The sequence below is a fragment of the Photorhabdus caribbeanensis genome, assembly GCF_018448885.1.
Classification (GTDB): Bacteria; Pseudomonadota; Gammaproteobacteria; order Enterobacterales; family Enterobacteriaceae; genus Photorhabdus; species Photorhabdus caribbeanensis.
In genome coordinates this window covers 360,578-384,344 of record NZ_RCWB01000001.1, presented here as the reverse complement: position 1 = coordinate 384,344, position 23,767 = coordinate 360,578, and the positions used below count along the sequence as shown (strand labels likewise).

The 23,767-nt window shown below is 39.2% G+C and carries 21 protein-coding genes and 2 pseudogenes; 17 read left to right on the top strand and 6 right to left on the bottom strand.

The features are described from left to right. The first annotated feature begins 16 nt into the window (after positions 1–16). Positions 17–377, top strand: a pseudogene (locus EAE90_RS24580) (type II TA system antitoxin MqsA family protein). 408 nt (positions 378–785) lie between these two features. Here EAE90_RS24580 and purL read toward each other — a convergent pair. Continuing rightward, entirely contained in the window at positions 786–4,673 is a 3,888-nt protein-coding gene (purL, locus tag EAE90_RS01865) for a phosphoribosylformylglycinamidine synthase (RefSeq protein WP_214052006.1), read from the bottom strand. Positions 4,674–4,939: 266 nt separating this feature from the next. Between purL and mltF the strand changes: the two genes are divergently transcribed. Further along, entirely contained in the window at positions 4,940–6,355 is a 1,416-nt protein-coding gene (mltF, locus tag EAE90_RS01860; RefSeq protein WP_214052005.1) for a membrane-bound lytic murein transglycosylase MltF, read from the top strand. Between the two features lie 131 nt (positions 6,356–6,486). After that, positions 6,487–8,793 carry an Orn/Lys/Arg family decarboxylase gene (locus EAE90_RS01855; RefSeq protein WP_214052004.1) on the top strand — a complete coding sequence of 769 codons (2,307 nt, stop codon included), beginning with the start codon at positions 6,487–6,489 and terminating at the stop codon, positions 8,791–8,793. An 11-nt stretch (positions 8,794–8,804) separates the two neighbouring features. On the opposite strand, the gene tadA is transcribed toward EAE90_RS01855, so the two are convergent. Beyond that, complete coding sequence (gene tadA, locus EAE90_RS01850; RefSeq protein WP_214052003.1) at positions 8,805–9,314, bottom strand: tRNA adenosine(34) deaminase TadA; 510 nt, start codon at positions 9,312–9,314, stop codon at positions 8,805–8,807. Positions 9,315–9,563: 249 nt separating this feature from the next. Further along, positions 9,564–10,160: a gp53-like domain-containing protein gene (locus EAE90_RS23580; RefSeq protein ID WP_246550199.1), complete on the bottom strand. Its 597-nt coding sequence runs from the start codon at positions 10,158–10,160 to the stop codon at positions 9,564–9,566. A 607-nt stretch (positions 10,161–10,767) separates the two neighbouring features. On the opposite strand from EAE90_RS23580, the gene EAE90_RS23575 reads away from it, so the two are divergent. From EAE90_RS23575 to EAE90_RS01770, 14 genes and pseudogenes are all read left to right on the top strand, one after another. Beyond that, positions 10,768–10,977, top strand: a complete 210-nt coding sequence (locus EAE90_RS23575; protein ID WP_246550237.1) for a hypothetical protein — start codon at positions 10,768–10,770, stop codon at positions 10,975–10,977. A 203-nt stretch (positions 10,978–11,180) separates the two neighbouring features. Then, a pseudogene (locus EAE90_RS01835) lies at positions 11,181–11,657 on the top strand (phage tail protein); the annotation flags it as partial. Next, positions 11,654–12,253, top strand: a complete 600-nt coding sequence (locus tag EAE90_RS01830; protein WP_214052001.1) for a tail fiber assembly protein — start codon at positions 11,654–11,656, stop codon at positions 12,251–12,253. The pseudogene EAE90_RS01835 and the gene EAE90_RS01830, both read left to right, overlap by 4 nt. 584 nt (positions 12,254–12,837) lie before the next feature. After that, a complete protein-coding gene (locus EAE90_RS01825; RefSeq protein ID WP_214052000.1) occupies positions 12,838–13,566 on the top strand; it encodes a phage tail protein in 729 nt (242 codons plus the stop codon). Between the two features lie 156 nt (positions 13,567–13,722). Further along, on the top strand, positions 13,723–14,994 hold the full coding sequence (locus EAE90_RS23570) for a phage tail protein (RefSeq protein WP_246550197.1): 1,272 nt from the start codon (positions 13,723–13,725) through the stop codon (positions 14,992–14,994). Between the two features lie 446 nt (positions 14,995–15,440). Continuing rightward, positions 15,441–16,268, top strand: coding sequence for a phage tail protein (locus tag EAE90_RS01810; protein WP_214051999.1), 828 nt, complete (start codon positions 15,441–15,443; stop codon positions 16,266–16,268). A gap of 54 nt (positions 16,269–16,322) precedes the next feature. Next, a complete protein-coding gene (locus tag EAE90_RS01805) occupies positions 16,323–16,757 on the top strand; it encodes a tail fiber assembly protein (protein ID WP_214051998.1) in 435 nt (144 codons plus the stop codon). A 384-nt stretch (positions 16,758–17,141) separates the two neighbouring features. After that, on the top strand, positions 17,142–17,969 hold the full coding sequence (locus EAE90_RS01800) for a phage tail protein (protein WP_214051997.1): 828 nt from the start codon (positions 17,142–17,144) through the stop codon (positions 17,967–17,969). A 1-nt stretch (position 17,970) separates the two neighbouring features. Then, positions 17,971–18,405 (top strand): tail fiber assembly protein, encoded by a 435-nt coding sequence (locus EAE90_RS01795; RefSeq protein WP_214051996.1) that lies wholly within the window; start codon positions 17,971–17,973, stop codon positions 18,403–18,405. Positions 18,406–18,794: 389 nt separating this feature from the next. Further along, complete coding sequence (locus EAE90_RS01790) at positions 18,795–19,514, top strand: gp53-like domain-containing protein (RefSeq protein WP_214051995.1); 720 nt, start codon at positions 18,795–18,797, stop codon at positions 19,512–19,514. Positions 19,515–19,632: 118 nt separating this feature from the next. After that, positions 19,633–19,734, top strand: coding sequence for a tail fiber assembly protein (locus EAE90_RS01785; protein WP_281422289.1), 102 nt, complete (start codon positions 19,633–19,635; stop codon positions 19,732–19,734). Positions 19,735–20,151: 417 nt separating this feature from the next. Beyond that, positions 20,152–20,982 (top strand): phage tail protein, encoded by an 831-nt coding sequence (locus EAE90_RS01780; protein WP_214051994.1) that lies wholly within the window; start codon positions 20,152–20,154, stop codon positions 20,980–20,982. 19 nt (positions 20,983–21,001) lie between these two features. After that, positions 21,002–21,436, top strand: coding sequence for a tail fiber assembly protein (locus tag EAE90_RS01775; protein ID WP_214051993.1), 435 nt, complete (start codon positions 21,002–21,004; stop codon positions 21,434–21,436). Between the two features lie 154 nt (positions 21,437–21,590). Next, positions 21,591–21,851 carry a YfhL family 4Fe-4S dicluster ferredoxin gene (locus EAE90_RS01770; protein WP_214051992.1) on the top strand — a complete coding sequence of 87 codons (261 nt, stop codon included), beginning with the start codon at positions 21,591–21,593 and terminating at the stop codon, positions 21,849–21,851. A gap of 2 nt (positions 21,852–21,853) precedes the next feature. Here EAE90_RS01770 and acpS read toward each other — a convergent pair whose 3' ends face one another. From acpS to recO, 3 genes are all read right to left on the bottom strand, one after another. Then, positions 21,854–22,234, bottom strand: coding sequence for a holo-ACP synthase (gene acpS, locus EAE90_RS01765; protein ID WP_011147524.1), 381 nt, complete (start codon positions 22,232–22,234; stop codon positions 21,854–21,856). Next, entirely contained in the window at positions 22,234–22,965 is a 732-nt protein-coding gene (gene pdxJ, locus EAE90_RS01760) for a pyridoxine 5'-phosphate synthase (RefSeq protein WP_214051991.1), read from the bottom strand. The genes acpS and pdxJ overlap by 1 nt, the downstream gene beginning before the upstream one ends. Before the next feature lie 69 nt (positions 22,966–23,034). Further along, complete coding sequence (gene recO / locus EAE90_RS01755; protein ID WP_214051990.1) at positions 23,035–23,760, bottom strand: DNA repair protein RecO; 726 nt, start codon at positions 23,758–23,760, stop codon at positions 23,035–23,037. Positions 23,761–23,767: the final 7 nt, after the last annotated feature.

Below are 23,767 nucleotides of genomic sequence, written 5' to 3'. Positions count from 1 at the left end.
CTTCAAAGAGTTATGAATGGGAGCTATGAACATGAAATGCCCTGTTTGCGGTGCAGCGGAACTTATCCATGACACCCACGAGCGGCCCTATACTTACAAGAGCGAAACCACAATCATTTCTGCGGTAACAGGCGACTTCTGCCCTGCCTGCGCCGAATCTATTTTGGATGCTGTGGAATCGGAACGTGTCATGTGCGAAATGCGGACATTCTCGAAGCAAGTCAACGCGGCCATAGTCGATCTTAAGTTCATTGCCAGAGTACGTAAGAAACTCGCGCTATGAAAACGGTAAGACCAAGCCATCTCTAGCTTTGGTGAAGTTGCTTAAGGTGTTGGATCGTCACCCCGATTTACTCTCTGAGGTCAGGATGATGTGATTCTTCCTATTCGTTCTATTGGACTCCAACTTCTTATTAATAGGTCTATCCTCAAACAACACGACTGAAATCGAAATCGGTTTATACCCTTCATCTTTCAAGCTGCTGCTTTGTTGGCTGCTTTCACTCACCCCAGTCACATAGTTATCTATGCTCCTGGGGATTCGTTCACTTGCCGCCGCGCTGCAACTCGAAATCTATTAGGTATATCTATCAACTTCGCATTCGACAAATACCAGCGCATTTCCATACGCTCAATATATACCCTATGTATGGAATGCTAAAACAAATAAAAAAATGGCTTCAATTGTGATCTCACGTCAGTTACGAAACAAAGGATCACAATGAAGCCAATGAACACTATCAGCCGGAAAAACCGGCTGACACCATTTACTTACACTGCGGTACTTACCCTAACTGCTTACGAGCATTACGGAAAACTCGCATCCACGGGCCATCTTCGCTCCACTCCTTTGGATGCCAAGAGTTATTCACCGTGCGGGATACCCTTTCTGGATGCGGCATCATCACGGTTGCTCGACCATCAAGGCTGGTAACTGCGGTAATACCATTCACTGAACCATTCGGGTTAGCTGGATAGTTTTCCGTAATCTGACCATAGTTATTCACATAACGCAAAGCCACTAACTGGTTGCTTTCAAGCATCTCAAGATGCTGTCTATCACGGAATTCTACTTGCCCTTCCCCATGAGAAACCGCAATAGGTATACGAGAACCTACCATATCCTGTAAGAACAGTGACGGGCTGTCAGTAATTTCCACCAAACTGAATCGTGCTTCAAAGCGCTCTGAACGGTTACGTACAAAACGCGGCCAATGTTCTGCGCCTGGGATCAACTCCCGCAAGTTAGACATCATCTGGCAACCATTACAAACACCCAACGACAACGTATCAGGTCGCGCAAAGAAAGCGGCAAATTCATCACGAACCCGTTCATTAAACAAAATTGATTTCGCCCAACCTTCACCTGCTCCCAATACGTCGCCATACGAGAAACCACCACAGGCAACCAGTGTCTGGAATTGGCTCAATCCAATACGCCCAGACAACAAATCACTCATATGAACATCAATCGCCTCAAAACCTGCTCGGTGAAACGCCGCGGCCATTTCAACATGGGAGTTAACACCCTGTTCACGCAGTACAGCCACTTTCGGCCTTACCTGCCGCAAAATGTAAGGCGCTGCAATATCTTCTGAAATATCAAAGGTCAGTTTTACATTCAGTCCAGGGTCTTGATTATCCTGTTTAGCCTGATGTTCCTGATCTGCACACTCCGGGTTATCGCGCAGACGCTGCATTTGCCATGTGGTTTCTGCCCACCATAAACGCAAGGTACTGCAATTCTGGCGATAGACTTCCGTGTTGCCACTAAAGATAACAAAATCATCACCTGCTTTGGCTTTCCCCAAATAATGTACGCAATCGGCCAGACCCTGTTCTGCCAAAACGTTTTCAACAAATCCTCTATCCGATGCTCGAATCTGAACTACAGCGCCCAACTCTTCTGTAAAGAGCGCAGCCAGAATATCTTCATCAAACACACTGATATCAGCTTCAATACCACAATGCCCGGCAAAAGCCATTTCAGCCAACGTGACCAATAAACCACCATCAGAGCGATCGTGATAAGCCAGTAATTTTTGTTCCGCAATCAGTTGCTGAATCGCATTGAAGAAACCAGCCAATTGCTCAGCACTACGTACATCCGCGGTTTTATTACCCAGTTGACGGTAAACTTGTGCTAATGCGGTACCGCCCAGTGTGTTTTTTCCTTGCCCCAGATCGATTAATAACAATGCATTATCTTCATCGGTGGAAAGCTCCGGCGTTACTGTACGACGTACATCTTCCACTCTGGCAAAAGCGGTAATCACCAGCGACAAAGGCGCCGTTATCTCACGCTCTTCACCTTGTTCATGCCAGCGGGTTTTCATCGACATGGAATCTTTACCCACCGGAATAGTCAGCCCTAGCACAGGACATAACTCCTCACCCACTGCTTTAACCGCCGCATACAAACCAGCATCCTCGCCAGGATGACCCGCAGCAGACATCCAGTTCGCTGAAAGTTTAATGCGTTTTAAGTCCTGAACATAAGCAGAAGCGATATTGGTCAAAGCTTCACCGACAGCCATTCGGGCGGAAGCCGCAAAATCCAGCAAAGCGACCGGCGCACGTTCCCCCATAGACATCGCTTCGCCATAGTAGCTATCAAGGCTGGCGGTGGTGACAGCGCAGTCCGCAACCGGGATCTGCCACGGACCCACCATTTGATCACGGGAAACCATGCCAGTGACAGAGCGATCGCCTATCGTTATCAGGAAGGTTTTTTCTGCCACCGCCGGCAAATGCATAATGCGCTTAACAGCTTCTGTCAGATCGATATCCCGACGCTCAAGGCTTTCACCGCTAGCTTTTAATGTACTGACATTACGCAACATTTTTGGCGTTTTACCTAGCAGTACATCCAGAGGCATATCGATTGGCTGGTTATCAAAGTGTTCATCATTAAGCAGTAAATGACGTTCTTCTGTTGCCTCGCCGATAATGGCATAAGGCGCACGCTCACGCCGACAAATCTCTTCAAACAGCGGAAGTTGTTCCGGCGCCACCGCCAGTACGTAACGCTCTTGTGATTCGTTACACCAGACTTCCAGCGGACTCATCCCCGGCTCATCATTAAGAATTTTGCGCAGCTCAAACCGTCCACCGCGACCACCATCACTGACCAGCTCAGGCATTGCATTGGAAAGTCCACCCGCGCCAACATCATGAATAAACAGAATCGGGTTGTTTTCACCTAACTGCCAACAGCGATCGATCACCTCCTGACAACGGCGCTCCATTTCCGGGTTATCCCGTTGAACCGAAGCAAAATCCAGATCAGCATCGGATTGCCCCGACGCCATAGAAGATGCAGCGCCTCCCCCCAAGCCAATGTTCATGGACGGACCGCCAAGCACAATCAGTTTTGCGCCAACAGAAATTTCACCCTTTTTGACATGTTCATCTCGTATGTTACCCATCCCACCTGCCAGCATGATGGGCTTGTGATAACCACGTAATTCATTGCCATTATGGCTGTTTACTTTTTCTTCATAGGTACGGAAATAGCCCAACAACGCAGGACGGCCAAATTCATTATTAAATGCCGCGCCCCCTAAAGGGCCTTCCATCATGATATCCAGAGCACTGACAATACGCTCCGGTTTACCGAAATCCTCTTCCCACGGCTGTTCAAAACCCGGTATCCGCAGATTAGATACTGAAAATCCCACCAGACCCGCTTTTGGCTTAGCGCCACGCCCGGTCGCCCCTTCGTCGCGAATTTCACCACCAGAACCTGTCGATGCGCCCGGCCAGGGAGAAATCGCCGTCGGGTGATTATGCGTTTCCACTTTCATCAGAATATGGGCTTGTTCCTGATGGTAGTCATACAAACCGTTTTCCGCACTGGCAAAGAAACGGCCAACAGAAGATCCCTCCATCACAGCAGCGTTATCTTTATAGGCTGACAGGACATAATCAGGTGTCTGCTCATAGGTGTTTTTAATCATTTTGAACAATGATTTGGGCTGTGCTTCACCATCGATAACCCAGTCAGCATTAAAGATTTTATGACGGCAATGCTCTGAGTTAGCCTGAGCAAACATATAAAGCTCAACATCTGTTGGATTGCGGCCTAATTTCTGGAAAGCCTCCATCAGATAATCAATTTCATCTGGAGCCAATGCCAATCCAAGTTCAATATTGGCAGTTTCTAACGCACCGCGTCCTGCTTGCAGAATATCAATGCGTTTTAACGGAACGGGTTGTTGACGAGAAAACAATTTTTCCGCCTGTTCCAATTGAGTAAAGACCGTTTCCATCATCCGATCATGCAGCAGTGATGACAATATTTGCCACTGTGCATCACTCATTTCACCACTTTGGATGTAATAAGCCAGGCCGCGCTCCAGACGCACAACCTGGGACAGACCACAATTGTGCGCAATATCGGTTGCTTTGGAAGACCACGGGGAAATCGTTCCCGGACGAGGCGTCACTAACAGTAACGTACCTTGGGGTTCATGTTCAGCCAGCGAAGGTCCATATTTTAATAATTGTTGTAACTTTGCTGAATCAACATCACTCAAAGGTGCATTAATCTCTGCGAAATGAACATATTCGGCATAAATATCATTGACCGGAAGTTGCTGTTCTTGACACACAGAAAGGAGCTTAGTGATACGAAATGCAGATAAAGCAGGTGAACCACGTAGAATTTTCATAGTAATCAATTCTCTCATCTTAGAAGCAAAGCTTAATAGATGTCTAAGGGGAAATGAGTACATTATAGAGGATTGTCATCCATGACGAAACCGTTTGCGTGACGATTATTACAGCCAATTATCCGATGGTTAGGTCATGAAAATAGTATCAATTAGGTTGCACAGCCAGTTTTTGTTCCGCAAAATGCTCAATCACTGGAAATTTAACCATAGCAATATAGCGCGTTTCCACATAGCACCACACCGCGTTATACAGAGATAACAGATTGAATAATATAAAAATAAATTATTTCGTTATCATTGTTATCGCTCTTTTTTCTGCCGCTATCATCAGTCTGAACATCAGTTGGCCGAATAAACAGCAGGAGCAGATTAACAGGATCATGACCAGAGGAGAGCTACGGATAAGCACCATCAGCTCACCTCTGATCCACCTTACCAGTAAGAAAGAACCAAATGGATTCGATTACGAACTGGCACAACGCTTTGCTGATTATCTTGGCGTCAAATTGGAAATCAAATTCAGAAAAAATATCAATCAGTTATTCGATGACCTGGAAAATGGCGACGCTGATTTTCTGGCCGCCGGCTTGACCTATCATCAAGAAAGGCTGGCTCAAACTCGCGCAGGTCCGGCTTACTATTCGGTATCCCAACAACTGATTTATCGCAAAGGAACTCCACGCCCTCGCTCTTTTAAAGATTTAAAAGGTAAACTGCTGGTCGCTTCCGGTTCTGCTCATGCCAGCACATTGAAAAAGCTAAAGACAGAAGATTTCCCTGAGCTTAAATGGGAGGAGACACAACAATATAACACTCGCGAACTACTGGAACAGGTATCAGAAGGTAAACTGGATTATACGTTAGGCGACTCGATTAATGTTGCGTTGCAACAACGCACTCACCCTAACCTGGCTGTCGCCTTTGATGTGAGTGAAGATAACCCGCTGACATGGTATTTAAAACGCCTTGACGACTACAGCCTTTACGCTGCCATGCTGGATTTTTTCAGCCAGCTAACGGAAAAAAATGTCATGCCACGATTGGAGGAGAAATATTTTGGTCACGTCCACTCATTTGACTATTTCGATACACTCTCTTTTCTAAGCGCCATCGATAATATTCTACCTACCTATCGGCCACTATTTGAAAGATATTCCGGTGATATCAGTTGGCAATTACTCGCTGCTATTGCCTGGCAAGAGTCTCATTGGGACCCACAGGCAACCTCACCCACAGGTGTGCGCGGCCTGATGATGTTAACCAGCCAGACGGCTAAAGGGTTAGGCGTCGTTGATCGCCTTGATCCAGAGGAGAGTATTAAGGGCGGCGCGATTTATCTGCAAAATCTAATGAAACGATTACCTGAAAATATTCCTAAAGATGAACGTATCTGGTTTGCACTGGCTGCTTACAATATGGGTTATGGACATATGTTAGACGCCCGCAAGCTGACAGCATCACAGAAAGGAAATCCTGATAGTTGGCTCGATGTCAAAAAACGGCTCCCGCTATTAAGCCAGAAAAAATATTATACAAATACCACCTATGGCTATGCCCGTGGACATGAAGCATATCGCTATATTGAAAATATTCGCCGTTATCAGCTTAGTTTAGTCGGATATTTACAGGCCAAAGAAAATCGGAAAAAATTAATTTCCCAAGAAAACCAACCAAAATAAAAGTAAACAAATATAAGGCTCTAAGCAGTCAATTACAGCCATTATATATCCTCAGTTATATTATGTTTGACAGCTAATCCAACTAACCATACTAAATTCGTCAAAACACTATCTCTCCCAGAGGATAAATCATGATTAATTTAGATATTAACGAACAAAACAAAATTATGGTTGTCAGCAGCCATGTATTTAGTCCGACGACTGCGAATGGTCGAGCTTTTACAGAGTTAATAGAAGCATTAAAAAAGAACAATTTCGCTGTTATCCTGGCTGCTACATTCCAAGATGGCATAGCCACAGTTTCTTCTGATTCTTCACTATGCTGTATTTTTGTTGATTGGACTTCAGGAGATAATAACTACGAATCTCATAAACAAGTCTTAGAATTACTGAAAGAAATACGTAAACACAATACAACCATTCCGGTATTGTTGACCGCGGAATATTCCAGCATCGACACGCTGACACTTGAAGTCATGGGATTAGCAGATGAATTCGTCTGGATGCTTGAAGACACGGCTGGATTTATCGCCTCTCGCGCCAGTTCGCTAATTAAGAAATATCATGCTCAATTATTACCTCCTTTCACTCGTGCATTACTGCAATATACCCAAGAATCACCAGAATATTCCTGGACTGCTCCCGGACATCAAGGCGGCGTCGCGCTTACCAAGACGGCGGCAGGAAGAGAATTAATTAATTTCTTTGGGGAAAATCTATTCAGAAGTGATATTGGCATAGAAAGAAAAATACTTGGCTCATTGCTAGATCATACCGGTGCTATCAAAGAATCAGAAGAATATGCTGCAACTATTTTTGGCGCCCATCAAAGCTATTGCGTTCTTAATGGCACTTCGGGTTCTAACCGTATTATCATGGGTGCCATTATTGGTGAGAAAGAGATTGTTATATGCGATCGCAATTGCCATAAATCTATTGGACAAGGTTTAATAATGACTGGAGCTTTGCCCGTATATCTCATTCCTCAACGCAACCGCTATGGCATTATCGGTCCGATTCCTAAAGATCAATTTCAACCAGAATATATCCAACAACTCATTAATAAACACCCACTAAAAGAGTGCGCAGTAGACAATAAGCCTGTTTATGCGGTCATCACCAACTGTACTTACGATGGAATATGTTATCACGCAGAACAAGCACAAGATTTACTAGCAAAAAGTGTTGATCAAATTCACTTTGATGAAGCTTGGTTTGCTTATGCTCGTTTTAATCCTATGTATAAACATCGTTACTCAATGCGTGATGATCCAAATGATTTTGACAATAATGGCCCGACAATATTTGCCACTCAATCCACGCATAAGATGTTGGCAGCGCTATCACAATCATCGTATATCCATATCCGCAATGGTAAAAAACCGGTTGAACATTCCCGTTTCAACGAGTCTTATATGATGCACTCCACAACGTCACCGCTATATTCGCTTATCGCCACTAATGAAATTGGAGCCGCCATGATGGATGGCCCGCAGGGGCAAAGACTGATACAAAACGCTATCAATGAAGCCGTAGACTTCCGTCTGACATTAGCAAAAATCCATCATCAATTTAAACAAAAAGATGATTGGTTCTTCTTACCCTGGAATGCCAGAGAGATTATCAGCGCAGATAGCGGTAAATTAATTCCCTTCCATGAAGCAAACAGAGAACAATTAGCAACGGACCCTTCCTGTTGGGTATTAAAAGAAGGAGACAAATGGCATGGATTTACCAATCTATCAGAAGAATGGTGCCTGCTAGATCCAACAAAAGTTGGTATTTTATGCCCAGGAATGAATGACAATGATGAATTGCTGGAAAATGGCATTCCAGCCGAAATTCTTTCCGCTTATCTCAGTCAGCATGATATTGTACCGGCACGTACCACCGATTTTATTGTTCTTTGCCTGTTTTCTATCGGCGTCACCAAAGGTAAATGGGGAACATTGATCAACGTATTATTGAATTTCAAGAAACATTATGACGCTAATACTTCACTTAAACAATGTTTACCAAAACTCGCGAAGCAATACCCTGAATATTATGAAAATATGGGGCTCAAAGATATTTCGGATAAAATATTTGGGTATATAAAAAAATATGAAATGGATATTGAGCAAAAGAGATCATTTAGCCAATTACCTGAGATAGTGAAACTCCCCCGACAAGCACACCTTGATCATATGGGAGGCCGTACTGAACATCTACCACTTAATGAACTAGCAGGCCGCATATCGGCTGTTAGTGTCATTCCTTATCCACCAGGTATACCAATAATCCTACCGGGAGAACGTTTTGGTGATGAACATGCTCCCCGGTTACAATATATTCGCCAGATAGGTGAATGGAATAACAGGTTCCCAGGTTTTGAAAAAATCCTGGAAGGTGCAGAGATGATAAACGGCGAGTACCATATATGGGTACTAAAAGAGTGAATCAAAAATGCCTATTGATTTTCTTCCTGCTGTTTTCTGGCGGCTTTTAATGCTTTATGTTGTTGCCGACGTTGTTTGAAAAAAGCGCTCAACATCGTCGAACATTCCTCAGCAAGCACACCGCCGGTAATATCAATTTGATGATTCATGCCAGGATGGCGCAATATATCAACTAAAGAACCTACGGCGCCAGTTTTCATATCACTGGCGCCATAAACCAGCCGCTGTATTCGGCTGTGTATCATAGCACCGGCGCACATAGTGCAAGGCTCAAGCGTGACGTATAAAGTGGTATTTATCAAACGATAATTGTGTAACTGTTCTCCCCCTTTGCGTAACGCAATAATTTCAGCATGAGCGGTAGGATCATGCGCGATAATAGACTGATTCCAACCTTCCGAGATGATTTTATTATCAGCAACCAATATAGCGCCAACAGGTATTTCCCCCTGCTCCCACGCCTTTATTGCTCGCTCGATGGCCTGTTGCATCCAATATTCATCACTATATATTTCAGTCACTGCGGTATCTCATTTGATTACGTCAGGAACAATTATAACGATTTATTTTACTTGTTTTCCAGATATATTTTCTTATTAATCCATTGGTAATATATACCCGAGATTATTTTATATATTTATTGCTGATAAAACACCCAGAAATTAATAACTGAATATATAATGCACTCTATTTTATGACATTATTATATTTTCTTCAAATGAATAATAAGCCGAAAAAAGTTCAGCTTACTATTCCTTTTAAAATACTAATTAAAACCCGATTGCAAAATAATCTCCATATACATAAGTATCACTAGCAGATAACTTGATTTCAGTTCCATAAGCATTAATAGTTCGTGCTGCAACCCAAGAGTCAAAAGTATCCAATGTTCCGTTAGGTGCAGCTGACATCGGAAATATCCAATCACCAACAGGTGATATAAAAACCTTCAGACAACTACGCTTAAAAGACGTTGGTAAAATAACTTTGTTTCTCGTTAACGGAGTAAAATTATGTCTTCCCCATTGAAGTATTAATCCACCCGGCAGTTGTTGATAACCATTAAATGATAAACTACCGGGGAAACTTTTGTTCGCATGACACTCTAATGAATCAGTAAAAGTCTTATTAAGGGTTGCCAAATCACCATTATCTAAAACATCCTTTCCACACTGAGTGGACATAAAATTAGCCACAACAGAGGCTATTGTCGATGACTGACGTAGTGCCTTATTTAATAAGTGAGTGGGGACATTATCTGGTGGAAACCCAGAATACAAACTCAGGCTTTCTTCGTATCTTTCTTGACTCACGACATTAGCGTTATTACTAATAGAAAACGCTTTAAAATCATTTTTATTACTCATTTACCCACCTTACAAAAAAATAATAGATTTCATTTACTAAAAACTTACTTACATAGAAACTTTCAAATACAAAGCTAACATCAGTGTAAAAATAATCAATAAATTTATTTTAATAATTATGTTATTAAAGAAAATAAAACAAAACATTATTATAACGTAACACAATCAACTCTTTTATTTAAATAAAAACAACGCCATTTTGGAAATAACCAAGCTAATTTTATTGATTTTAACCTCATTAAACAAAATATAATCTTGGATATTAGCAATTATAATAAACAGCGGCCCATAGGCGGATTTTCACTAAATAAACCATCTAAACCTTTTTTGTTTTACCCACCTTTTATTCCAATTTACAATATAAATCTTTAAGTATAAAAACTATTGAATATAATTTTCAGAAATAAGACATTAATAGCTTTGATATGTTTTCAATTATAAAACATTGACTATTTATTACTACCAGCCACATGCAAATAGTTAACATCCTAAGTTATAAATCACTCCATTATTCATTTTCTAAACTAAATTATAAATGAAGGGACACTATCTTTACAACAACTCAAGATGTGGTCTATATATACATAACATAATTTGAGGAAAATATATGAGTCCCAAAAATGATTTTAATAATTTCTCTACTAACAATAATGATAATGTAGTAAATCAAGAAAAATACGAAAAAATCATAACTAAAATTTCCAATTACGCTTTGAAAAAATCACAAAATGTTGCAGATATTCCTAATAAAAATGTACTTGTGAAAAACCGAAGCTTATTGGAAAAGTTAATTCCGGTAGGTGTACCACCTCCTTGACCAACTAACATACCACCAAATGGTGAGTGAAATGTAATGGAGCAATCTTCGATAAAACTTTATATCCAAAATTAGCGGCAGTTTATCCCAGTGGCGGATGACCGATATCGGGGTATCAAAGCCACATAACCTAGCGTTTAACTATATCTAACGTTTAACTATATGATGAGGGCAGCATAATGAGCACGTTGGTACTTGAAGAAATCCCGGTAGGAATACCACTTCCTTGGCCGGCTGACATACCACCAAATGGGTGGGTGAAATGCAATGGAGCAATCTTTGATCAAACTTTATATCCAAAATTAGCGCAAGCTTATCCTACTGGTAGATTACCTGATTTACGGGGTGAATTTATCCGGGGCTGGGATGATGGGCGTGGGGTGGATATCGGCCGATATCTATTATCCGGGCAACTAGCAGATATTGCTCCACATAGTCACAGGGTTGTCCGGATGTGGTCCAACTCAAATGGTGGAACCGACGGAGTGGGTGCAGCAGGCCGTATTCTCAATAGTATCTACCAAAATGTTAACTACGGCATTGATCCTCGCGGAATAGGCATCGCTATCGGTATGGGATCTGGGGGTTACGGTTATATGGATAATGCGATTGCTGCTTCAACGGGAATAGAAACACGTCCACGAAATGTGGCATTTAATTACATTGTGAGGATTGCATGATGAATAAGGCTATACTGGATAAAAATAATATTGCCATCAGTGCCGGAAATATCGTTGTGTTTAATTACGACGCGATTACGCTGGAATATTTAAACAGTTCTGATGAGTACCTTCCCGTTGGTATCGGCCTTCCTGCCAATTCCTGCACAGACGCGCCACCTGAAACCCAAGAGGGATATGTCGCCTGTCGCTCACCTGATTTAACCGGCTGGCAAATGGTGCCAGATTATCGAGGGAAAATAGCTTACAACACCCAAACTGGGGAACAGAAGGAAATTATTAAACCGGGTGAATTACCAGAAACGCTGACATTCAAACAACCAAGCACCGATTTTGATAAATGGGATGGCGAAAAATGGGTAACAGATATTGAAGCTCAAAAAGCCAATCAGATGAAACAGGCAGAACAACAACGTGTCATTCTTCGCCAACAAGCTAATGAAGCTATCATTTTATTACAATATGCTATTGAGACTGAGATGGCCTCAGACGCAGAGAAAGCATTATTGCTTGCCTGGAAGAAGTATGTGGTATTACTGAACCGTGTTGATACTTCAATGGTTTCAGATATTGAGTGGCCACAAATACCAGAATAATAAAATTATCAAGACCAGACATTATTCCATCCCCGATCTTTTTTCAGTGATGATAATGACTGTTTTGACCGGTCAATTTCCAATGCCTTTGAAGTATCAATCCGGTCAAACATAATTTCTAATTAAAATTATGGGCTGCATAGCAGCCCTTTTTTATTTTTTCAGGAGATAACTCCTCTCTCTATTTGAGAAAGGTATTTTTCTATATTTATGGAACATAACATAAAACAAATATAATAATCTAACGAATAGATGAAATAACAATATTTTCGTAACTGCTACTTTTACACCCTGTATTTTAATAAAACTTATGAAAACCATTAGAAAAATTACCGAAAGAAATAAGATAAAATAATTTTCAGATATGAAATATAAACACCTTAAATATTCTTTCGATTACAAGATGTTAAACAATTTATTGTCATCAATCATACATAAATAATCAATCGTTTAAGTTATAATATAATCTTATTATCCTCTTTTTAGAGTAGACTATAATTGGAATCAATCTCGATAAATTACCTATATTATAACTCAACATATTAATTACAACAGAACATTATTTTTATTTAAGGAAAGTATATATGAGTCCCAAGAATGATTTTAAAGCTTTTTCTATTAATAATAATGCCAACGTAGTGAGTCAACAAGAATACGAAAACAGACAAGATTTAAAAACCGGGTTCCCACCAGAACATATTACTATTCATGTATTAAATAAAGCATTGCGTCAATCGTCAACAATAGCCTCTGCCGTAGCTGACTTTATTGCAACACAATCTGGTGAAGATGTTCTTGATGATGGGGATACCGCTAAACTTAATATCCAATTAAATAAGGCGTTACAACAAAAATTTGCAACACAAGTTCCCAATGCCTCATTAATACAGAAAGGTGTTGTTCAACTTACAGATGTAGTTGGCAATAGCAATACACTGGCTGCAACACAGAAACTTATCTCCGATATCAATAATAATTTGAATCATAGAATTAATCAGCTTCCAGATATGTCGCATTTCACCAACAACTTGAATGAAACTGGCTGGCAAAAATTACCTTCTGGTCTAATTGAAATGTGGGGAATAGCTCAAATTAATGGTTATGGCTCTTACACGTCTGGATATTTAAACAACTTTCCAATACCATTCCCAAATAAATGTTTTAATGTCACGTTAACGCATAATGGGCATAGTCCTAACGCAGCAGGAATATTTTCAGTCATCATAGAAAATCAGCGTGAGTTTCGATGTTTTAGAAGTCCTACTAATTGGACTCCCGTTGTTACAGCATATTTTAGAGCAGTAGGATATTAATTTAATAAAATCAAATTACTATAATTATTTTATTAAAATTAGCAAAAAGTCATAAGCAATAAAAACCCTGTATTCAGCACATTAAATAAGGAGTTACTTCTGCAATAATTCAATATGTTATTTATAAAATTCATTACTTAATCTAAGGAGTATAGTATGAGTCCTAAAAATGATTTTAAGGCGTTTTCTATTAGTCATAATGCTAATATAGTAAGCCAAGAAAAATATGAAGACAGTCAGAATTTGAAGACTGGGTTTGCACCCGACGGTATCACCACTAATATATTAAATAAGGCATTACGTCAATCATCCACAATATCCTCTGTCGTCGCTAATTTTATCGCGACACAATCTGGTAATGATGTTCTGGATGACGGAAATATAGATAAACTCACCGCTCAATTAAATAAGGCGCTGGAACAGAAAATGGCGCCAAAGGTTCCCGATGCCTCATTAACACAGAAAGGTATTGTTCAGCTTACAGATGTGATTGGTAATAGTCATTCACTCGCTGCCACTCAGAAGCTTGTTTCTGATGTCAATGATAATGCTAACAATAGATTAGCCAAAAACCAAAATGGGGCGGATATTCCCAATAAAAATGAGTTTGTGAAAAATCTCGACTTATTGGAAACCGTCAATTTGGCGAAAAATGCTGTGCCAAGTAGTAGGAAAATTAATGGTAAATCGTTGACTGGAGATATCAATTTAGGGGCTGGCGATGTGGGAGCATTTAGGCTCGGATTAACAGGAAAATATTCTGTTGATAACCAGGTCCCGTGGAATGCAGATTCAGGGTCATATGACTTATTGCTTCCGAAATTTAGTGATCATGTTGTGCATTTCTATAATGGCGTTGGAAGTTGTCCCGCTTTTCAATTGAAAGTGCATTACAAAAACGGGGGTATTGCTTATCGCTCGGCTCGTGATAATTATGGATTTGAAGAAGATTGGACTAGTATTTATACAACCAAGAACAAACCTACTGTAAATGAACTTGGTTTATCAGAAACCGTAGCATTGGCGAAAAATGCGGTTCCTAATAACAGGAAAATTAACGGCAAAGTATTGGTTGAAGACATCAATCTGGAAGCCGGAGATGTCGGAGCATATTCACGTTCGGAAGCTGACAAGCGATATCAAAGGAAAGGCCCTAATCAGGGGTGGCAAAAAATAGGAGCCGGTGGAGATAGCGGAAGTAGCATATTACTGAGTCAGGACATACGAGGAAGATGTATATTTTTACGTACTGGTAGCCCAGGTATATTTTTACCTTTACAAATGCCTCCAATCGATAATATTTTGGTTGGCGTCGGATATGGTTCAAGAGGATGGCTGGTTGTGCATTCGTCAGATGCAGGACTGAGGTTATCTATAGTAAACAAAGATGATTGCCCTGATATTACAGAAATTTATATTGCTGATTAGAATTATGGGCTGCATGGCAGCCCTTTTCCCATTTTATTTTTTATGAAAATTTTATCTCTCTATTTGATAAGGATATTTCTCCATATCTATTGAACAAATATAATAATCTAACCAATAGACAAAACCATAGTATTTTCGCAGCCTCTATTCTGCCCCCTATATTTTAATAAAACTTTTGAAAGCCATTAAAAAATCGCCAAAATAAATAAAGAAAAACAATTTAAAAATATAAAACACAAATATCTTGAATATGATTTCTATTACAAGGAGTTAAACGATTTATTACCAGCAGTTATACATAAACAATTAACCGTTTGATTTATAATATAATACCCCTATCCTCTTTTTTAAGTAGACTATAATCTGAATTAATCTCAATAAATTAATTATACTATAACTCAACATGTTAATTACAAAAGAATATTATTTACTTAAGGAATATATATATGAGTCATAAGAATGATTTTAAAGCATTTTCTATTAGCAATAATGCTAATGTAGTAAGCCAAGAAAGATACGAAGAAAGTCAAAATTTACAAACTGGATTTCCTCCAGAAAATATTACCACTCATATATTAAATAAGGCATTACGCCAATCTTCCACAATATCATCTGTTGTAGCTGACTTTATTGCGACAGAATCTAACAGTGATGTTTTGGATGACGGTAATATAGCCAAACTCACTGCACAATTAAATAAAGCGTTAGAACAAAAAATTACAACAAAAATTCCCGACGCTTCATTAACACAGAAAGGTATTGTTCAGCTTACAGATGTGGTTGGCAATAGTAATACACTGGCTGCAACTCAGAAGCTGGTTTCCGATATAAATAATAACGCCAATAACAGACTAGAAAAAACGCAAAACGGTGCCGATATCCCCAATAAAAATGCATTTGTAAAAAACTTAGGTTTAAATGAAGCTGCAAAACGTGAAGTGGGAACTGGAATTAATCAAATTCCAGATATGTCATCTTTCACCTCAAGCTTGGTTCAGAGTGGTTGGCAAAAATTACCCTCAGGTTTAATTGAAATGTGGGGAATAGCACGAGTTTCTGCCGGAGGAAGACCTGATCTCGGATATCTTAATAACTTCCCAATACCGTTCCCAAATAAATGTTTTAACATCACATTAACTCACAATGATTGGGACCCGAGAGCAGCAGGAATATTCGGGGCATCCGTAGTAAATCAGAGTCAATTCAAATGTTATAGAGGTTCAGGTGACAGTCAAACTTTTGTTTATACCTATTTTAGGGCAATAGGATATTAATTAAAAACAATTAATTTACCATGATGATTATTTAATTAAAATTGGCAAAAAATCATGAACAATAAAAACTATGTATTTAGTGCATTAAATAAATCGTTTTATCCACTATTATTACAACAGAATTATATTGAAGCTGGCTCATGGCCAAATGATCCTTTACCTGTAACCGATGATATATTCAATGAATTTTCGGGCATCCCGCCTATAGGAAAAATACTTTCCTGTGGTGAAGATGGTCTTCCTTGCTGGGAAGATATTCCCCCCCCAACGAAAGAGGAGTTGATATCTATAGCGGAAAGCCAAAAAGCGCAATTTATATCTCTGGCAAATGAAAAAATAACACCGCTTACTGATGCTGTAGAACTTGATATAGCAACAGACGAAGAAATGCTATTACTCAAAGAATGGAAAAAATACCGCGTCATGCTTAACCGGATTGATACTTCAACAGCTCCAGAAATTGACTGGCCAATTGAGCCATTATCGTAATTAAACAAAAAGATCGGGATTGTAATAACTCCCGATCTTAATCATTTTATTGACTCTGGTATTTTGTTGTTATTCAACATCAATAATCATTAAAATATTAAACCAATTCAGTTATACCACATAACTCCCTTAGACCATAAATGGAATTAATAAACATCATTTTCAAATATTAAATGCAAATAGTTTATATCCATTTCAGATTACAAAAAATTAACATGTTCATTACCAACAATTATATAAAAATAGTTAACCCTATAAGTTATAAGAATATTCCATTATTCTTTTTTCTAACTAAACTATAGCTGGCGTGAATAGGGAAAAATTATTTTTATAAAAATTCACTATATTATTTATAAAATGCAGTACTTAATTGGAGAAAAATATATGAGTCAAAAGAATGATTTTAAGGCTTTTTCTATTAGTGAAAATGCAAATATAATGACCCAAGAAACATATGAAAAAGAACAAAAATTACAAACTGGATTTCCAGCGGGAGATATTGCCGCTGAACTATTAAATAAGGCATTACGTCAATCGTCAACCATATCCACTGCCGTCGCTAATTTTATCGCAACACAATCTGGCGAAGATGTTCTGGATAATGGAGATATAGACAAACTCACCGCCCAATTCAAGAAAGCCTTAGAACAAAAAAATACAACCGAAATTCGCGATGCCTCATTAACAGAAAAAGGAATCATTCAGCTCACAGACCAAATAGGCAACAGTAATACACTCGCTTCAACTCAGAAACTTGTTTCTGATGTAAATGATAATGCTAATAATCGATTGGCAAAAGACCAAAACGGCGCAGACATTCCTGATAAAGCTGCATTTATAAAGAACCTTGGTTTATCAGATTCAACAAATATCACGATAGGGAATGGTGAAAATCAAGTTCCTAATATGTCGTTTTTCACCTCTAGCCTGAATCAGGTCGGATGGCAAAAATTACCTTCGGGCTTAATTGAAATGTGGGGAATAGCATCAGTTAAAGGCAATGCTTATGCCGAATCTGGTGCTTTAAATAACTTTCCAATCCCATTCCCGAATAAATGTCTCAACGTCACGTTAACTCACGTTGGTAACGCACCTCAACATGCTGGCACATTTTCAATAATGACAGTCAATAATTCCCAATTCCAATGTTTTACCAGTATTCCAAATTTACAAGTTCCTGTAGCAGCATTTTACAGAGCAATAGGGTATTAATATGAACGATAACAATTATGTATTTAGCGCATTAAATAAGGCATTTTATCCGCTATCATTACAGCAGGATTACATTGAAGCAGGTTCATGGCCAAACGATTCTATATCTGTAACTGATGATATATTCAATGAATTTTCGGGAATACCTCCAATAGGAAAAATACTTTCCTCTGGCGAAGATGGTCTTCCTTGTTGGGAAGATATTCCACCACCAACAAAAGAGGAATTGATATCCGTAGCGGAAAACCAAAGAACGCAATTTATATCTATTGCAAATGAAAAAATAATGCCGCTTGCTGATGCTATGGAACTTGATATAGCAACAGACGAAGAAATGCTATTATTCAAAGAATGGAAAAAATACCGCGTGATGCTTAACCGGGTTGATACTTCAACAGCACCGGAAATTGACTGGCCAATTGCGCCATTATCGTAACTAATAAAAAGGCCGGGATTAAGGCAAACCCCGGCCTTTATCATTTTGTTATTGTATTATTGCCAGCATTACAGCAATAAATATTCTGTTATCATCCGAACTATTCTCCATACGATATTAATGACCACGAACGTCATTGGAATCTACTTCTAACAATGAATCTTTTAATAGGGAAATTATTTAAGATAGTTTCTATAAAATAAGCATTAATTACTTAGATAGTATCGAATTATTTATTACTAAAAACATACAAAAACCATTAATACCATAATTTATAAAAACATTTAATTGTTGTTTTTTTATCCTTAAACTATAAGAGGCAGTAAATTGTCCTCACAAAAATTTAAGATATTAATATAAACCCACTATTAAACCTTAGGAAAATTGATATGAATCCAAAGAATGATTTTAAAGCATTTTCTATTAGAGATGGTGCTAATGTGGTGGCTCAAAATTTATATGAAAATAGTCCAGAATTGCAAACTGGATTTCCCCCGACAGATCTTACCATTCATGTATTAAATAAGGCATTACGTCAGTCTTCCACAATATCCTCTGTTGTAGCCGATTTTATTGCGACAGAATCTGGCAGTGATGTTTTGGATGATGGTAATATAACCAAACTCACCACCCAATTAAATAGAGCGTTAGAGCGAAAAATTATAACTAAAATTTCCGACTCCGCATTAGAAAAAGCACAAAACGGGGCAGACATTCCCAATAAAAATGCGTTTGTAAAAAATTTAGGTTTAAATGAAGCGGCAAAACGGGAAGTAGGAATTGGGGTTAATCAGATTCCAGATATGTCCTTTTTCACCAAAAATTTGGCTGAAACCGGCTGGCAAAAATTACCCTCAGGGTTAATTGAAATGTGGGGAACAGCATTAGTTAAAGGTAATGCTCTTTCCTCACCTGGTAATTTGAATAAATTTCCAATTCCGTTCCCTAATAAATGTCTCAATGTCACGTTAACTCACCTTGGTACTGCTCCTCAATACGCAGGGATATTCTCAGTAATGATAGTCGATAATACTCAGTTCCAATGTTTTAGCAGTATTACAGACTTGCAAAACCCTGTAGCAGCATATTATAGAGCTGTAGGATATTAATATGAATGGCAAGAACTATGTATTTAGCTCATCAAATAAAGCAGTTTATATCTCTCGCAAATAAAAAATACCCCCACTTTCTGATGCAGAAGAACTTGGTATCGCAACAGACGGAGAGATGCTATTACTCAAAGAATGGAAAAAATACCGAATGATGCTTAACCAAGTTGACACTTCAAACGCACCAGAAATTGACTGTCCGACTCCGCCATTGTCGTAATTAACAAAAAGACCGGGATTCAGATAGAACCCGGTCTTAATTATTGTATTATTGCCAATAATACAATGGTAAAGATTTTGTCATCATACAAACTATTCTCCACCAAGATTTTTTAGTTCATACGATATTAGTGTTATTGTACGTTATCGAAATTTAATTTCCAGAATAAATCTTTCAACATATAAATTATTTAAGTTAGTTTATGTAAAAAAGCATCAATTATCCAGATATTATTTCAATTGAAACATATCGGGTTGTTTATTATTCAAAAATATACGAAAAATAATTAACCTTATAAGCTATAAAGATATTTAATTATTCCTCTTTATCTCTAGACTATGGGCGTTGAGAAATTATCTCTACAATAATTTAAGATATTATCTATAAAACAGGCTATTGAATTCCAGGAAAATACATATGAATCCCAAAAATGATTTTAAAGCGTTTTCTATTGGTAATAACGCTAATGTAGTGAGTCAAGAAAGATATGAAGGAGAGAAAGATTTAAAAAATGGGTTTCCACCAGATGATACGATTTCTCGTCATGTTTTAAATAAAGCATTACGCCAATCGTCCACAATAGCCTCTGTTGTAGCTGATTTTATTGCGACAGAATCTGGCAGTGATGTTTTGGATGATGGCAATATAGCCAAACTCACTGAGCAATTAAATAAAGCGCTAGAACAAAAATTTATAAAGAAAGTTCCCGATGCCTCATTAACACAAAAAGGTGTTGTTCAACTCACAGATGTAATTGGTAATAGTAATACACTGGCTGCAACACAGAAGCTTGTCTCCGATATAAATAATAACGCCAATAACAGACTGGAAAAAACGCAAAACGGCGCAGATATTCCTAATAAAAATGAGTTTGTGAAAAATTTAGGTTTAGATAAAGCTGCAAACCTGAAAGTGGGAAATGGAATTAATCAAATTCCAGACATGTCGTTTTTCACAGCAAACTTGGTTAAGAACGGTTGGCAAAAATTGCCTTCGGGTTTAATTTTAATGTGGGGATTAGCACAAGTTTATAACCATAGCGATCCTCAAGCAGGGTATTTAAATAATTTTCCAATACCATTCCCAAATGCATGTTTTAGTATCACGTTAACTCACCGTGGTAATGACCCTCAAGCAGCAGGTATATTCTCAGCAACGATAGAAGATCGGCATCAATTTCGATGTTATAAAAATCTTAATTATCATAAACTCACTACTTTTACATTTTTTATGGCAATAGGATACTAATTAAAACTGGCAGAAAATTATGAACGATAAAAACTATGTATTTAGCGCATTAAATAAAGCATTTTATCCGCTATCATTACAGCAGGATTACATTGAAGCAGGCTCATGGCCAAACGATTCTATATCTGTAACTGATGATATATTCAATGAATTTTCGGGAATACCTCCCATAGGAAAAATACTTTCCTCTGGCGAAGATGGTCTTCCTTGTTGGGAAGATATTCCACCACCAACAAAAGAGGAATTGATATCCATAGCGGAAAGCCAAAGAACGCAATTTATATCTCACGCGAATGAAAAAATAACCCCACTTTCTGATGCGGAAGAACTTGATATCGCAACAGACGGAGAGATGCTATTACTCAAAGAATGGAAAAAATACCGAGTTATGCTTAACCGAGTTGATACGTCAAAAGCCCCAGAAATTGACTGGCCAACTCCGCCATTGTCGTAATTAACAAAAAGACCGGGATTCAGATAGAACCCGGTCTTAATTATTTTGTTATTACTAATACTACAACAGCCATAAATATTTTGTTATTATTCGAGTTGCTCTTCCTCAAGAGAATGAAAAAAATATAAAATGAAAAATAAGTTAATCTATTGAAATGTCGTTATTAATCAAAAAAAGCTGTATCAATTGTGATATGTGTGAACCCGAATGTCCCAATCAGGCGATATCGATGGGAGATGAAATTTATGAGATTGATGCTGACCGTTGCACCGAATGCATCGGTCATTATGATGCTCCAACTTGTCAATCAGTCTGTCCGATAAATAATACCATTATCATCGATCCAGACCGACAAGAAACAGAAGAGCAACTGTGGGATAAATTTGTGCTATTGCATCATGCAGATAAAATCTGAAATCAACGCTCAAGGATAACGGTCGCACAGGCATAGCGGCGCTCATCAGCCAATGTCACATGCAAAGAGGTCGCCCCCAATTGCTGAGCCAACGCCGCCGCCGCACCATAGAGCCGCAAAATCGGTTTTCCCAGTGCATCATTGACCACTTCAAACTGGTTAAATGCCAGCCCATTACGGATACCCGTTCCCAGTGCCTTTGCTGCGGCTTCTTTTACCGCAAAACGCTTAGCCAAAAAACGAACCGGTTTTTCATGTTGCTGATATTGTTCCCATTCTAATTCACTGAGAATGCGTTTTGCCAAGCGCTCGCCTGAGCGCTCGACAACCCCTTCAATACGGGCAATTTCAACAATATCTGTACCTAACCCAATAATAGCCATTAACGGCGAGCTTTCCGCATTTGGTCTTTCATATCCGCCACCGCAGCGGTCAAACCACTGAATACCGCACGTCCAATAATGGCATGACCAATATTCAACTCATAAATTTCCGGCAGAGCAGCAATACGTTGTACATTATGATATGTCAGCCCATGACCCGCATTAACCGTTAGACCTTTATTCGCTGCATAAGTCGCGGCTTCTTTAATACGATGAAACTCTTTTTCCTGTTCTACTTCATTTTCTGCATCGGCATAAGCACCAGTATGAATTTCAATGAAAGGTGCGCCAACTTCACTAGCCGCATCAATTTGTCGATGTTCCGCATCAATAAATAACGAGACAAGAATACCCGCATCAGATAGACGCTTAACCGCCGCAGCAACCTTATCTTTCTGACCAATAACATCTAAGCCCCCTTCTGTTGTCACTTCCTGCCGTTTTTCAGGCACCAAACAGCAAAATTCAGGTTTAATACGACAGGCAATATCCACCATTTCATCTGTCACGGCCATTTCAAGATTCATCCGAGTCTGGATGGTTTTCTTCAACAGTTCTACATCCCGATCGGTAATATGACGGCGATCTTCACGTAAATGAATGGTAATGCCATCGGCTCCCGCCTGTTCCGCAACAAAAGCCGCTTGAACCGGATCAGGATAATTGGTGCCGCGAGCATTGCGTACCGTCGCAATGTGATCGATATTAACGCCTAATAATACTTCAGCCACATTTATCTCCTGTAGTCATATTAGAATATGACAAGTTTACACTTTCCATCTTGAAGAGAAACAAATTCATTAGTTTTCTTTCTGTTCAGGCTTCTGACGTACAAACTGCCGAAATAATTCACGACTTTTTAAAGGTTTGCCACCGAGATAAGGTTTCAATGCAATACGTGTGAAACGCTTTGCTGCCTTTAATGTCGCAGAATCAGGGAATTCACGAGTCGCCAGTGATTTTAATTCGCGCCCGGTAAAGCTGTAATGATCAACAACCAAGCTAGCGATAAATCCTTTTTCTTCTCTATAACGGTAGGTCATCGTGTCAGCGACAGGTTCACCACTTCCCGCACAATGCAGATAATCAACGCCATAACCAAGATTTGCCAGCAACGCTAGTTCAAACCGACGCAATGCATATTCCGGTGTATATTCACTGGCAGCAAGAACCTGCAAACATTGGAGATAATCAAAGAATAAGGCAGGATAAGCCGTTCCCTGTTCAAGCACTCTTGACAACAATTCATTGATATATAAACCGCTGTACAACACACTGCCGGTAAGAGGAAGGGCCAGAGAGATAGGATCTGCATCACGCAGCGTTTTAATTGCCCCCCGCCCACTCCAACGCACCAGCAATGGGGTAAATGGCTGCAAGCAGCCTTTCAAGTTGGAACGACGGCTACGCGCACCTTTTGCCAACACGCTAATCCGCCCTTCATTTTCAGTGAACAGATCCAGTAACAAACTAGTTTCACTGTAAGGTCGCCCATGAAGAACAAAAACACGTTGCCAACCGTCCACAGGGGAT